The following is a 15,546-nucleotide window of genomic DNA, read 5'->3' as shown; positions in this document are numbered from 1 at the left end:
AAAAAAGGAGAGGAATAATGCAATTTAGAAAAAAAGCTGCTGTATCGTTCGTAACAGCTACATTACTACTTACGAATCTACATGTAATGGATTTTAATAATTTACAAAAAAATTGGGTATATGCTGAAGAGAATGGAAAGGCTGAAGCCGTATCTAATGCTTCTGCACATACTTTTAAAGATGAGGACAAAGTTAAAATTATTGTTTCTTTAAAAGAGGACAAAGTAGATCCTAATTCTTTGAAAACTGAAGAAGGTAGAAAAGAACGTGAGAAAAGTACTAAAGAACCTCGTGAAAGAGCATTAAAAGAAATTAAAAATAAAGGTGTTGATTATAAAGTATTATTTGAATATGATACGCTTTTAAATGGATTTTCTCTAGAAACTTCTTATGCAGATGCTAAAAAAATTCAAGCTATGGATTTTGTAAATAGTGTTGAAGTGAGTGTTGACTATGAAGTTCCTGAAACTACGACTAAAAATGATGAAGATGATACTGCATTAAAAAACACAGTTATTGATAGTAATAGAATAATAGGTGTTCAAGGTCTTTGGGATAAAGGTTATAAAGGTCAAGGAAGAGTCGTAGCGGTTATTGACTCAGGTTTAGATCCTAATCATGATATTCTACATTTAACTGATGCTAGTAAAGCTAAATATAAAAATAAAGCAGAACTAGAAGCCGTAAGAGAAAAAGCTGGAATTGACTATGGTAAATGGTATAGTGATAAACTGATTTATGCATTTAACTACTACGATTGGGATAATAACTTAAAAGAGAAAAAAGATAAATCTCACGGTATGCACGTTGTTGGTACTTCAGTAGGTAATCCAACGAAAAAAGCACCGAATAATGAGTATGTAGCAGGTGTTGCTCCAGAATCACAATTAATCTTTATGAGAGTTTTCTCAGATAAACAAGGTGGAGCAAAAACAAGTACGTTTTTATATGTTAAAGCTATAGAAGATGCTGTTAAATTAGGAGCTGATTCTATTAATATGAGTCTAGGTGCTACTGCAGGAGCGGTAACAGAAGTTGGACAAGGTACTATCGATGCAATTGCACTTGCTAAAAAAGCGGGAGTCAATGTTGTAGTTGCAGCTGGTAATGATAATGTATTTGGAAATGGTCAGAGCAAACCAAGTGCATCAAACCCAGATTATGGATTAATCGGAACACCATCTGTAACACCTGACTCAATAGCTGTAGCAGCTATAAATAATAGTGTTATGAATACTGAGGTAATGACTGTTGTAGGATTAGAAGGAAATGAAGAATGGGATAATGGTGAAGCTACAATAAGACCATTTGCTAAAAGATTTAATCCGAAAACTGAATACTCATACTTTAATGCTGGATATGGTTTAGAAAATGATTTTAAAAATCAAGATGTAAAAGGTAAAGTTGCAGTGATGATGCGTGGAGGTGGAAATACCTTTGCGGATAAAGTAGCAGCTGCTAAAAAAGCAGGAGCTGCTGGTGCTGTTTTATACAATACTAAAGAAGGTGGAGAAGAGTTACTTAACGTTGCATTAAACAATTACGATAGTGACTTCCCTGTAGTGTTCGTTGGATATAAATTCGGTAATTTATTAGCGACTTATCCGGATTATTACAAATTAAAATTCACTGGACATTTTAGTAAGAGACCTCACCCACAAGCCAATCAACTTGCTGATTTTACAAGTTGGGGTGTAACTGGAGATGGACTGTTCAAGCCAGATGTAACGGCACCTGGTGGTGATGTTTATTCATCATTTAATAACGGAACATACGGACTAGATAGTGGAACAAGTATGGCTTCACCTCACGTAGCTGGTGCTGTATCTTTAATAAGACAAGTATTCCAAGAAAGATATCCAGACCTACAAGGTGAAGAATTACAGAAATTAATAAAACATCTACTAATGAGTACTGCGATTCCAAATTATAATAATGAAACAAAAGCATTTACGTCACCTAGACAACAAGGAGCAGGAGTTATTGATGTATCTAAAGCAGCTTTTGGTGATTTATATGTAACTGGAGACAATGATTATGGAAGCATTTCTCTTGGTAATGTACAAGATACATTTAAGTTTAATGTAGTACTACATAACTTATCAGATCAACCTAAAGAACTTGTCTACAAGTCTTATTTAAATACTGATGGTGTAGAAAATGGACAAATTACACTAAAACCAAGACAATTATCAGAAAGTAATGGAGGAGAAACAGTAGTTGTTCCTGCTAAAGGAGAAAAATCTGTTACGATTACTGTAGATGCTACACAATTTAGAAATGAATTAGAAGGGCAAATGCCAAATGGTTATTATCTTGAAGGATTTGTAAGATTCTTTGATCCTAAAGATACGAATACAGCAGTTGCTGGAATTCCATATGTTGGTTTTAAAGGTGAGTTCCAAAATCTTCCTGTAGTTGAAAAACCAATATATGAATTTAAAGGAAATGAGAAACCATTCTATTACTATAAACCTAATACAACAGAGCGTGATGATAAAAATAACTTTACTTCATTAGTTACTGTTGATGTAAATGGTGAAGATAAACATATTAAAGTTTTAGGAGAGTATACTGATCCTAAGAGTAAGTCTAATTATTTTGGTAAATTAGCATTTTCTCCAAATGGTGATAGACAGCACGATGAAATTGGATTTAAAGCAACTTTCTTAAGAAACTATGAAAACCTTAAATTATCAGTTTATGCTAAAGATGATGTTGAACGTAAAAATCCATTATATGAAAATGGTAATGTTTCTGGTAAAAAGAACTTCTTCCATAACAAAGCTACGAATAAAAAAGCTGTGTTAGTTACTGAAACAAACTGGAAAGGTCAAGATAAGGATGGAAATCCATTACCAGACGGTGAATATCAGTATGTAGTTAGCTATAGTCCTGTTGCAACAGGTGCGAAAATGCAAGAAACAGCGTTTAACGTTACATTAGATAGAGTTGCACCACAAATTGTTGGTACAGGTGGAGTTTATGATGAAAAAACTAGAACATTTAAACCTTATGCTGTAAAAGAAAACGGAAGTGGAGTGCTTTATAAGAAATTAAGCTATAAAGTGACTAAAAAAGGTAAAGACGGTAAAACTGTAGAGCAAGAAGTTGTGGTTGAACCAAATATTGATGGTACATTCACTCTTCCAGAAAAAGTATCTCTAGATAAATTTACTTATGAAGTGGCTGACTTTGCAGGGAACAAAGATAGTGTTGGAATTTCAAAAGTTCAAAACACTGAAAAAGGTACTGTAGAAGTCAAAACTACAGCTAAAGATGGAACAGGTGATTATTCTACTAACGTAAGATATGCTATAAAAAATGAAAAAGGTGAGTTAGTTGGAGAAGACTTCACGAAGAATGGTAAGAACCTAACAGCACTGCCATATGGTAAATATACTGTACAAGTAGTTTTAACTGATGAAGCTCTTAAATTAACTAGTCCTAAAGAAGTTGCTTTTGAAATTACTAAAGATGATTCAACTAAAACAGTAGAATTCACATTCGAAGAACAAAAGAGAAATACGACAATAATTAAGTTTGATAAAGTTATACCTGCTGGAGCAAAAGTATTTGTTACAAATGAGCAAGGTGAAAAAACAGAATTGTCTAGAAGTTTATATAGTGAGAAAGAATTCCAAAAACGATTAAACAATGGTAAATATACTGTTGAAGTAGTGTTACCTGAGGGATATAGATCTTCTGAAAATAATTTTGAACTTGTTGTAGGAAACGGTCGTAATACAAAAGAATTACAATTAAGTGTTGCTCAAAAAGTAGCTAGCGTAACAACTGCTGAAGGTGCAACTACACCAGCAACAGTTGAGTTTGGTGAAGCTAAACTTTATAATGATTATAAACTTGTAGTTAGTGATGTAGAAAAAGCTAGCAAGGAAAAAATACTTAAACAGTTAACTGATAGTAAGATTGATTTAACTAAATATGATGTAGTATTTTATGATATCCATTTAGAAGATAGAAATAATAAAGTTGTAGAAGTTGATGGAACTAGAAAAGTTACTTTATCATTAGATAAAATGCCAGCAAAATTTGGTCATGAGAAAAAAGATGGAACAATTGAACCGGTTAATGGTGAAGTAGTAGATGGTAAGTTCGTCTTTACAGTAGATGGATTTAGTAATTTTGTGGCTCTTGTAGAGAAAAATGCGCCTAAAGAAGAGGTTAAAGTAGATAAGAGTCAATTGAAACTAGCTTCTGATAATTTTAAAGCTACAACAGATAGTGATAAGTATGAATATGCTTCATTAGATGCTAAAGAGGCGTACAACAAAGCAATTAATAAAGCTAAACAACTATTAGAAGATGAACATGCAACACAAGAAGAAGTAAATAAAGCTGTTGAAGAGTTAAATGCAGCTATCTCTAAACTTACTGGTGTTAAACCGCAAGAAGCAAAAGGTGAGCCAGAAAAAGTAGAAGCTCCAAAAGAATATACTGGAGTACAAGCAGGAGCGATTGTAGAACCAGAAAAAACAGAAGCACCAAAAGAGTACACAGGAGTACAAGCAGGAGCAGTGGTAGATCCAGAGAAAGTGGAAGGTCCTAAAGAATACACAGGGGTGCAAGCAGGTGCAGTAGTTGATCCTGCGAAAGCAGAAGAACCAAAAGAATTCACAGGTGTACAAGCTGGTGCAGTTGTTGATCCTGCGAAAGCAGAAGCTCCTAAAGAATATACTGGCAAAGTGGAACAACCAAAAGCAGAAGTTCCAAGTGTAGATAAAAAAGAGCTTGCGGCTGAGGTAGAGAAAAATGGTGACCTTGTATCACAAGACAGCTTCAAAGATGCAGATGAAACAGCTAAGAATGAATATAAAGAAGCTCTTAAAGTAGCTAATTTAGTATTATCTAATGCAAATGCAAAACAAGATGAAGTAAACAATGCATTAGAAACTCTTAAAAAAGCATCAGAAAAAGTAAGTAAAGAAAAATCTAAAATATCATCATTACTTAGCGAGGTATTTAAGAAAGATAAGGATAAAGATAAAACAAGTGTTCGTTTAGCAGATGTAGCTAAAGATCAAGGAATGGTGGCGAACGATTCTCAAGTAAATCTTGGAACTGTTGGTAAATCAAATTCTCTATTAGCTAAAACAGGAACATTAGCTTTACCTACAACTTTTGTAGGATTTGCATTAATTTGTTTAGTATATGTACTAAGAAGAAGAAAAAATACTAAATAATAAATTACTAAATAATTCTCTTTAACGATTGCGTTAAAGGGAATTATTTCTTTATTTTAAAATTATTAAAAAAGTTCTTGACATAATTTGATGAAAAATGTATAATAAATATTGTTCTTGATATGGCGGCTGTGGCGAAGTGGTTAACGCATCGGATTGTGGTTCCGACATTCGGGGGTTCGATTCCCCTCAGCCGCCCCATTAAAATTTAATATCTTTAGGCGGCTTAGCCAAGTGGTAAGGCACGGGTCTGCAAAACCTTGATCACCGGTTCAAATCCGGTAGCCGCCTCCAATTTTTACTCATCTTTTTATAAGGTGTTTTTTTTATGCCTAAATTACGGTTTATATTGAGTTTTTCTTCTCGTATTATGAAAATATTCGAAAATTTATTAGTAATTACCGAACATTATTTTGATAATATGTAAAATTCTTATTGAAAAATGTTATTATTTCACTTTAAAAGCTAGATATATTGTTTTTTTTGTGTTAAAATTATATCAAATTTATTTTTAAAATATCGAGGAGGAAATAATATGAAGAAAATATTATTGGCGTTATTTAGTTTTATTTTTGTCTTCTCTATAGTTGGATGTACTGCAAAGACTGAAACGAAAAAAGAAGAAAAAGTTATTAAAATGGGATTTGTTCCTCTGAAAAATAGTGAGAAACTTGTTGAAGATCTTAAACCAATTTCTGATTATCTTTCTGAAAGATTAGGAGTAAAAGTAGAAGCTTTCACAGCTAGTAACTATATTGGTGTAGTTGAAGGTTTAGGTAGTGGAAGTGTTGACTTTGGTATCATTCCTCCATTTTCATCACTACTAGCTCAGAAGCAAAGTAGTGCAAAACCTATACTAACATCTAAAGGTAAAACAGGAAAACCTGGATACACTGCTGAATTATATGTAAGAAAAGATTCTGGTATTAAATCACTTCAAGATGTTAAAGGTAAAAAAGTAGCATTCGTAGATCCTTCATCTTCATCAGGATATATTTATCCAGGTGCTATGTTAGTTGAAGCAGGTCTTAACTTAGATAAAGATATTAGTTATCAATTTAGTGGTGGACATGATAAGAGCTTACAACTACTTCTTAACAAAGATGTTGATGTAATTGCGACATTTGATGGAGTGGAAGATAGATATGCTAAAGATTTCCCTCAAGCAAAAACTGATATTCAAAAATTAGCAACTAGTGATATGATTCCTGGTATTATGGTTACAACTTCTAGTAAAATGGATAAAGAGTTACAAGAGAAATTAGAAAAAGCTCTTCGCGATGTTGAAAATGATCCAAAAATGAAAGAATTATTCACAAAAATGTTCAGTATCACTGGATTTACTGATGTGGATCAAGATGCATATAAAAAAGTAGAAGCAACTGCAAAAGTTATGAATGTTGATTTAGATAAAGTAAAATAGAAATATGAACTTGGTACATAATGTGCCAAGTTTTTTTATACCTTTTATGAAAGTAATTATTTTGAATAAATAAAACACTTGAGATTTTTTACGTTTAATTTTATAATTAAATAATCAATCAGGAGTGTGAATGTAATGTACGCATATATTAAAGGAAAAATTTCGGAGATAAATCCGACGAATATCGTTGTAGATAACAATGGAATTGGCTATGAAGTAGTTGTTGCTAATCCATATGAATATCAATTAAATGAAGAAAAAATAGTTTTTATAAGTCAACAGGTAAGAGAAGATTCTAATATACTTTATGGATTTTCTAATAAAGATCAGAAAAAAGTATTTTTACTATTATTAAAGGTAAAAGGTGTAGGACCAAAGAGTGCTTTAGCTATATTAGCTGGGGGAACTAGTGAAGAAATTATTGGAGCTATTGAAAATCAAGATGTAAAATATTTAATGAAGTTTCCAGGAATTGGGAAAAAATCTGCTCAACAAATTATCCTTGATTTACAAGATAAAGTTGATTTTAGTATGACTAATATTAGTAGTGCGCCAACAGTAGTTAATAATTATCTAAGTGATGCAATGTTAGCATTGGAAGCTCTAGGATATAGTAAAAAAGAACTTACAAAAATCGAGAAAAAATTATCGGCATTTGACTTCGCTGGTGTTGATGAATATGTAAAACAAGGATTAAAATTATTAATGAATGCTAATTGATGAAAGGAGGAAATTATGGAAGATAGAATGGTATCTGCAAGCCAAAATTTTGGTGAAGAGCGTGAGGAACAGTCTTTAAGACCGAAGTTTCTTAGCCAATATATAGGTCAAGAACAGATAAAAAGCAATTTAAAAATATTTATAGAAGCCGCAAAACTTCGTGGTGAAGTTCTGGATCACTGCCTACTATACGGACCTCCTGGATTAGGGAAGACTACACTAGCGACAATTATCGCTAATGAGATGGAAGTGGGGATTAAATATACTTCAGGGCCTGCAATAGAGAAATCTGGAGATTTAGCTGCTATATTAACTAGTCTTGAACCAGGTGATGTTCTATTTATCGATGAGATTCACAGAATAAGTAGGTCTATCGAAGAGATACTGTATTCTGCGATGGAAGATTTTTATCTTGATATTGTAATTGGAAAAGGTGAAGAATCACGCAGTATTAGAATTGAACTACCACCATTTACATTGGTGGGGGCAACTACAAGAGCTGGAGCTTTGACTGCACCACTTCGAGATAGATTCGGTGTGCATTGTCGTCTAGAATTCTATACTATTTCTGAACTACAAAATATTATAGAAAGAACATCTGATATATTTGAATGTGATATAGATGAGGAGAGTTCATATGAGATAGCGATGAGATCTCGTGGAACACCTCGTATAGCGAATAGACTTCTTAAACGTGTAAGAGACTTTGCTCAAGTGAAAAATGATGGTGTTATAGCTAAGAATTTAGCTGTTGAGTCATTAGATTTACTGCAAGTAGATGCAAAAGGTCTTGATAATATCGACTATAAAATACTTGAATGTTTGATTAAACGTTATGATGGTCGTGCTGTTGGTCTTGAAACAATTGCTGTGACTATTGGTGAAGAAAGTATCACTATAGAAGATGTTTATGAACCATATCTTGTAAAAGAAGGATTTATAGAACGTACTCCGAGAGGACGTCGCGCAACACCTAAAGCATATCAACATTTAGGGATAGCGTATAAAGTTGAATAATTAATAAACAATGGGTTTCGATAAGTTTGAAATGTTAAAATTTCATTTTTCGGAACCTATTTTTATAATTGTTTAAAGGAGTTATTGATAATATCTTTTAATTAGAAATGATATTAATTGTAAAATAAATTAAAGTATATTAAACTTGTGTAGTAAAATATTAGAAATTTTAGAAGGATTAAATTTGTATGATTGATAGTAAACAATTTATAAATACTAGACATAAAAATCAAAAAATTAATTATGATAATGTATTAAAAGAACTAATAAAAGAATGGGAGAAGACTAATTTCCGTCCGAAAATTCTTATTCACTCTTGCTGTGCTCCTTGTAGTACATATGTATTAGAATATTTATCTGAGATTAGTGATATTACAATATTTTTCTCGAACTCTAACATACATCCAAAAGAAGAATATATTAAACGTATGTTAGTTCAAAAAGATTTTGTCGAAGAATTCAATAAAAGAAATGACAAAAAGATAAAATTTTTAGCTGATGAGTATGCACCAAGTAAATTTATTAGTGCTGTAAAAGGTCACGAAGAAGATAGAGAAGGTGGAGATAGATGTCATATTTGTTATGAAATGCGTTTGGACTCTTCTGCACAAAAAGCTGAGGAGCTTGGTTACGATTATTTCGCCTCTGCTTTGACTTTAAGTCCTAAGAAAAATGCTACTGTAATAAACGAAGCAGGATATGTTCTTCAGGAACAAGTTTCTATATATTACCTACCGTCAGATTTTAAAAAGAATAATGGTTATAAAAGATCTGTAGAAATGTGTAATGACTATAATATTTATAGACAATGTTACTGTGGATGTGTATTTGCTGCTAAAGATCAAGGTATTGATTTTAAAGAAGTAAACAAAAATGCTCGAGACTTTAATAGAAATCATGAAGATTATGAGAAATTTAAATCTATAATTAAGCTAGGTGGAGAATTAGTTTAATTTTCATAAATAGGTTTACAGTATAGAAATAAAAACATAATAATTTTAAATTTAATTAATATAAATAATATAAAAAAGTATCGTTACTTCCCTTGTGGCAGATACTTTTTTTATGATTTTTAGGTTGAAAAGCTAGTTAACACTGAAAAAAATGTTTTCACGTTATTTTCAATAGAAGAGTAGTAAATGCTTACTATATATATAAGAAACTGTTTTCTTTGTTATAGAATAAGCATTAATCTTAGTATAGGATAAGTATAAAATACTTGTAAATATTGCTTTCATGTGTTATTATTTGAATGTAAATATTTTTTTAAATAAAAGGAGACATGACTATGTTACAAAAAGAATTTAAAGTTATCGATGAAACAGGAATCCACGCTAGACCAGCTACTTTATTAGTACAAGCTGCATCTAAATTCCAATCAAACATTGAATTAGAATTCAACGGACGTAAAGTTAACTTAAAATCAATTATGGGTGTTATGAGTCTTGGAGTTGGAAAAGACGCTGATATCGTAATTTACGCTGACGGAGCTGACGAAGCAGAAGCATTAGCAGCATTAGAAGAAACAATGAAGAAAGAAGGATTAGCATAAAATGTTACAACTAAAAGGTATTGCAGCCTCTCAAGGGATATCTTTTGCTAAAGCATACATTTTTGTTGAGCCAAACTTAACAGTTAAAGAAGTTAAAGTTCAAGATGTTGTTGCTGAGGTTAAACGTTTTGAAGATGCGATTGAAATTTCTAAAAAAGAATTAACAATTATTAAAGATAAAGCTCATGAAAACTTAGGTGCAGATAAAGCAGCTATTTTCGAAGCTCACTTATTAATTTTAGAAGACCCAGAATTTATGGGAACTGTTAAAACTGATATTCAATCAAAAGAAATTAACGCTGAATATGCATTAAAAGAAACTTCAGATATGTTTGTTTCAATGTTTGAATCAATGGACAATGACTACATGAAAGAACGTGCTGCTGATATTCGTGACGTTTCTAAACGTATTTTAGCTCACTTACTAGGTGTAGACTTACCAAACCCAAGCTTAATCGATGAAGAAGTTATCGTTATTGCAGAAGACTTAACTCCATCTGATACTGCGCAACTTAACAAACAATATGTTAAAGGTTTTGCTACAAACATTGGAGGACGTACTTCTCACTCTGCTATCATGGCAAGATCATTAGAAATTCCTGCAGTAGTAGGAACTAGTACAATTACTGAAGAAGTTAAGAATGGAGATGTTCTTATTCTTGATGGATTAGATGGTGTTGTATATGTAAATCCAGATGAAGCTACTACAGCTGAATTAAAAGAAAAACACGTTAAATTTGAAGAGCAAAAAGCTGAATGGGCTAAATTAGTTTCAGAAAAATCTGTTACTAAAGATGGTCATGAAGTACTTTTAGCTGCAAACATCGGTACACCAGCTGACTTAGAAGGTGTTAATAATAACGGTGGAGAAGCTGTAGGGTTATATCGTACAGAATTCTTATACATGGGACGTGATCAGCTACCAACTGAAGAAGAACAATTCGAAGCTTACAAAGCTGTATTAGAAGGAATGGGTGACAGACCTGTTGTAGTTCGTACTTTAGACATTGGTGGAGATAAAGAATTACCATACTTAGATTTACCAAAAGAAATGAATCCATTCCTAGGATTTAGAGCAATTCGTCTTTGTCTAGAAGAAAAAGACTTATTCAGAACTCAACTTAGAGCATTATTACGTGCATCTGTTTACGGTAAACTTTGTGTAATGTTCCCAATGATCGCTACAGTTCAAGAATTCAGAGATGCTAAAGCACTATTCTTAGAAGAAAAAGAAAAACTAGTAGCAGAAGGTGTTGCAGTAAGTAACGATATCGAATTAGGTATCATGGTTGAAATTCCATCAACTGCTGTTATCGCTGATATCTTTGCTAAAGAAGTAGATTTCTTCTCAATTGGTACTAACGACTTAGTTCAATACACTATGGCTGCAGACCGTATGAGTGAAAAAGTATCATACTTATACCAACCATACAACCCAGCAATCTTACGTCTTGTGAAAAGTGTAATTGAAGCTTCTCACAAAGAAGGTAAATGGACTGGAATGTGTGGAGAAATGGCTGGAGATAGCTTAGCTATTCCATTACTATTAGGTATGGGATTAGATGAGTTCTCTATGTCAGCTACTTCAATTCTTCAAGCACGTAGCCAAATCAAAAACTTATCATTAGATAAGATGAAAGAATTAGTTGATAAAGCTATTATGTGTTCAACAACTGAAGAAGTATTAGCATTAGTTGCAGAATATACTAAATAATTATTATAAGACTTTCGATGAAAATCGGAAGTCTTTATTTATGATAAGTAAGTTTTTGCAATAAATATTATTATAATTTTGTAGAGATGAAAATACAAAAACAGGAAGAAATTTATTATTCAAATAGCCTTATCTGTTGACATTCGGGAGCATTTGTATTATTATTTTAAGTATAAATTTTTCAAAAAACGATGATTAAGACGGTATATTGGATGTTTTTAACAGGGAGCAACTCCGTGACTGAAAGAGTTGTATGAACTGAGAATATATTTTCAGCTTATGAGTAATTGTATAAGTAGACTATGAGTACAATCGGGTGGTACCCGTTATCAACTATGTTAAGGAAGCGAAGATGCTTTAAAATACGGGTGGTACCACGATATATTCGTCCCTTGAGACTAAGTCTTGAGGGGCTTTTTATTTTGGATAAATAATAGAACTTATAGCAATGTCTTTATATTAAATTTTTAAGGAGGAACTTATGACTTTAGAGAATATAAGAAAAGAATATTTAGAATTAGTTAAAACAATTAAAGATGAAAAAAAACTTTATGACCTAAGAGTTAAATTTTTAGGAAAAAAAGGTGCACTAACAGAAGTTATGAAAGGTGCACGTGATTTATCACCAGAAGAAAGACCTACATTCGGGAAACTTGTTAATGAGGTTAAAACTTTCATTAATGATAGTTTAGAAGAGAAAAAAGCTGAATTAGCTAAAGCAGCATTAGAGTTAAAATTAGCTAGTGAGGATATTGATGTTACTCTGCCTAGTAAAAAAGTTGAATTAGGTGGAATTAATCCATTAAATAAAATTATTGAAGAGATTGAAGAAATCTTTATCTCTATGGGATATTCAGTTGCTGAAGGACCTGAGGTAGAAACTGATAAATTTAACTTTGAAATGTTAAACTTACCTAAAGATCACCCTGCTCGTGATATGCAAGACTCATTCTATATTACGAATGAATTATTAATGAGAACACAAACTTCTCCTGTTCAAGCTCGTGAAATGTTAAAAGCTAATGGAGAAGGGCCTATCAAGATTATTTGTCCTGGTAAAGTATTCCGTCGTGATAATGATGATGCTACTCACTCTCACCAATTTACTCAAATTGAAGGATTAGTTGTAGATAAAAATATCACATTTAGTGATTTAAAAGGTACTTTAGAGCACTTTATTAAAGCTGTATTCGGAGAAAATAAAAAAATCCGTCTACGTCCAAGTTTCTTCCCATTTACTGAGCCTTCAGTAGAGGTTGATGTATCTTGGGGTAATGAAGATGATGAAGAAAACATTAAATGGCTTGAAATTTTAGGAGCTGGTATGGTTCACCCTAACGTTCTTAAAATGGCTGGTTTTGATCCAGAGGTATACTCTGGGTTTGCGTTTGGTATGGGACCAGAACGTGTTGCAATGTTAAAATATGGTATTAGCGATATTAGAAGTTTCTACACAAATGACGTAAGATTCTTACAACAATTTAATAGTGATAGAAACGATTAATAGGAGGTAGTAATGTTAGTAAGTTATAATTGGTTAAAACAATATACGAATGTTGAAGCTAATGCAAATGCATTAGCTGAAAAAATCACACGTGGTGGTATTGAAGTCGAAGGTGTTGAATATTTAGCAGATGAAATATCTAACGTCGTAGTTGGATATGTTGTATCTAAAGAAAAACACCCTGATGCTGAAAAATTAAATGTATGTCAAGTAAACGTTGGTGAAGAAGAAAACCTGCAAATTGTTTGTGGTGCACCAAATGTTGATGCTGGACAATATGTAATTGTTGCTAAAGTTGGAGCTAAATTACCAGGAATTAAAATTAAAAAAGCTAAACTTCGTGGTGTAGAATCACAAGGTATGATTTGTTCATTAGCTGAATTAGGATTAAGTAAGAGTGTAGTGCCTAAAAATTATCAAGAAGGTATATACGTATTTGAAACTGAACAAGAGTTAGGCTCTGATGTTGTTGAAGTACTTGGTTTAAATGATTACATCTTAGATTTATCAATTACACCTAACAGAGCGGATGCATTAAGTATGCGTGGTCTTACTTATGAATTAGGTGCTTTATACAATAACAAAGTTGACTTTAATGATGTAGAAAAAGAAGAAAATTACGAAGCTACTTCGTTACAAGTTGCTATTGAAAGTGATTCTTGTAGAAACTATGTAGGTCAAGTAGTGAAAAATGTTGAAGTGAAATCTTCGCCACTATGGTTACAAACAAGACTTATGAACTCTGGAATTCGTCCTATTAACAACATTGTAGATATTACAAACTTCGTACTATTAGAATTTGGTCAACCAATGCATGCATTCGATAAAGATCTAGTTGGAGATAAAATCGTAGTTCGTGATGCTAAAGAAGGTGAAGTTCTAGAAACTCTTGATGGAGAAGAGAGAAAATTACAAACAACTGATTTAGTAATTACTGATGGAACGCGCGCTATTGCTCTTGGAGGAGTAATGGGTGGTAAAAACACAGAGGTAAGTGAAGAAACTAAAAATATTATTTTAGAATCTGCATATTTTAATCCGACATCAGTTCGTCGTACTTCAGCTGCTCATGGGTTAAGAAGTGATTCTTCTGCAAGATTTGAAAAAGGTATTGATCCTAATATGCAAAAAGCAGCCCTTGCTCGTGCAGTAGAATTAATTTTAGAATTATGTCCAAATGCCGTAGTTGAAAGTTCAGTTGGAGTAGTTAATAAAGAAGAAGAGAAAGTTGTAGAAATTACTACTTCATATATTAACAACTACCTTGGAATTACATTATCTACTGAAGAGATTGCAGCTATTTTAGAAGGATTAAGTTTTACTGTAGAAGTAACAGGAGAAAACTTAGTAGTTAAAGTACCTACTAGAAGACCTGATATCTCAATTAAACAAGACTTAGTTGAAGAAGTTATTAGAATTTATGGATATGATAATCTAGCTTCAACATTACCAAAATTCTCTAAAACTACTAAAGGTGGTTTAACTTATTCACAAAGAATGGTACGTGATCTGCGCGCAGTATATGCTAGCTTAGGATTTAATGATACTATTAACTATTCATTAGTATCAGAAGAAGAAGCTACGCAGTATACTTTAGAAGATCACCACAAAGTTAGATTATTAATGCCTATGACTGAAACTCACTCGACATTACGTCAAAGTTTAGTTCCAGGATTATTAAACACTGTTCAATACAACGTAGCTAGAAAACAAAAAGATCTAAAACTTCTTGAAATTGGACGTGTATTCTTTGGTAGTGGAAATGATAATATCCAACCTAAAGAAACATTATACTTAAGTGCTGCGCTAACTGGAGAAGAAAGAGTAACTAAATGGCTTAAAGAAAGTAGCTCATTAGACTTCTTCGCGGCTAAAGGGTACTTAGAAGTTGTTTTCGATCGTTTAGGCTTAGATGAAAAAGTTATATATAAAAAATCTAAACTTGAAGGTATGCACCCAGGACGTTTCGCTGAGGTATATTTAGGTGGAAAACGTATTGGATTTATTGGAGAAGTTCACCCACAAGTTGCAGATAAGCTTGGATTAAATACTACATATGTATTTGAAATTAATTTAGATGAAGTTATTTCAGAAAGTAAAGTTAAACCTAAGTATGAAGAGGTAACTAAATATCCTGAAATTACAAGAGATATCGCTATGTTAGTTGATGTTAAAGATGAATATCAAAATATCTATAATGTAATTGAATCAGTAAATAGTAAATTAATTACTAAAGTGGAATTATTCGACTTATATGTTGGTGCTGAGTTATTAGTTGGTAAGAAATCACTAGCTTTAACTATTACATATAGTGATAAACAAAAAACTTTAACAGATGAAGAAGTAACAGCGGTACATGATAAAGTACTTTCTGCACTTACAGAGTACGGAGCTATTATTAGGTAGGTAGTC

At 32.2% G+C, this 15,546-nt stretch carries 9 protein-coding genes and 2 tRNA genes; all 11 read left to right on the top strand.

Annotated features, from left to right (window positions below):
• Positions 1-17: 17 nt before the first annotated feature.
• Positions 18-5,204, top strand: a complete 5,187-nt coding sequence (locus O3801_RS00795) for a S8 family serine peptidase (RefSeq protein WP_371453570.1) — start codon at positions 18-20, stop codon at positions 5,202-5,204.
• Positions 5,205-5,329: 125 nt separating this feature from the next.
• Positions 5,330-5,405 (top strand) — tRNA-His (locus tag O3801_RS00790).
• A gap of 19 nt (positions 5,406-5,424) precedes the next feature.
• Positions 5,425-5,498: transfer RNA gene (locus O3801_RS00785), tRNA-Cys, on the top strand.
• A gap of 241 nt (positions 5,499-5,739) precedes the next feature.
• On the top strand, positions 5,740-6,627 hold the full coding sequence (locus tag O3801_RS00780) for a phosphate/phosphite/phosphonate ABC transporter substrate-binding protein (protein WP_371453568.1): 888 nt from the start codon (positions 5,740-5,742) through the stop codon (positions 6,625-6,627).
• A 135-nt stretch (positions 6,628-6,762) separates the two neighbouring features.
• Positions 6,763-7,347, top strand: coding sequence for a Holliday junction branch migration protein RuvA (gene ruvA, locus O3801_RS00775; RefSeq protein ID WP_371453566.1), 585 nt, complete (start codon positions 6,763-6,765; stop codon positions 7,345-7,347).
• 15 nt (positions 7,348-7,362) lie between these two features.
• A complete protein-coding gene (gene ruvB / locus O3801_RS00770; RefSeq protein ID WP_371453564.1) occupies positions 7,363-8,364 on the top strand; it encodes a Holliday junction branch migration DNA helicase RuvB in 1,002 nt (333 codons plus the stop codon).
• A 188-nt stretch (positions 8,365-8,552) separates the two neighbouring features.
• A complete protein-coding gene (locus O3801_RS00765) occupies positions 8,553-9,317 on the top strand; it encodes an epoxyqueuosine reductase QueH (RefSeq protein ID WP_294683406.1) in 765 nt (254 codons plus the stop codon).
• Between the two features lie 335 nt (positions 9,318-9,652).
• Positions 9,653-9,916: a phosphocarrier protein HPr gene (locus O3801_RS00760; RefSeq protein ID WP_003145399.1), complete on the top strand. Its 264-nt coding sequence runs from the start codon at positions 9,653-9,655 to the stop codon at positions 9,914-9,916.
• Position 9,917: 1 nt separating this feature from the next.
• Complete coding sequence (ptsP, locus tag O3801_RS00755) at positions 9,918-11,630, top strand: phosphoenolpyruvate--protein phosphotransferase (protein ID WP_371453562.1); 1,713 nt, start codon at positions 9,918-9,920, stop codon at positions 11,628-11,630.
• Positions 11,631-12,111: 481 nt separating this feature from the next.
• The gene (pheS, locus tag O3801_RS00750; RefSeq protein ID WP_294683408.1) at positions 12,112-13,134 is read left to right on the top strand and encodes a phenylalanine--tRNA ligase subunit alpha; all 1,023 of its coding nucleotides are present in this window, start codon (positions 12,112-12,114) and stop codon (positions 13,132-13,134) included.
• A gap of 12 nt (positions 13,135-13,146) precedes the next feature.
• Positions 13,147-15,540, top strand: coding sequence for a phenylalanine--tRNA ligase subunit beta (gene pheT, locus O3801_RS00745; RefSeq protein WP_294683409.1), 2,394 nt, complete (start codon positions 13,147-13,149; stop codon positions 15,538-15,540).
• Positions 15,541-15,546: the final 6 nt, after the last annotated feature.

The sequence above is a fragment of the Gemella sp. 27098_8_149 genome (assembly GCF_041433745.1).
In the GTDB taxonomy this organism is placed as follows: domain Bacteria; phylum Bacillota; class Bacilli; order Staphylococcales; family Gemellaceae; genus Gemella.
This window is presented reverse-complemented; position numbering and strand designations above follow the sequence as displayed.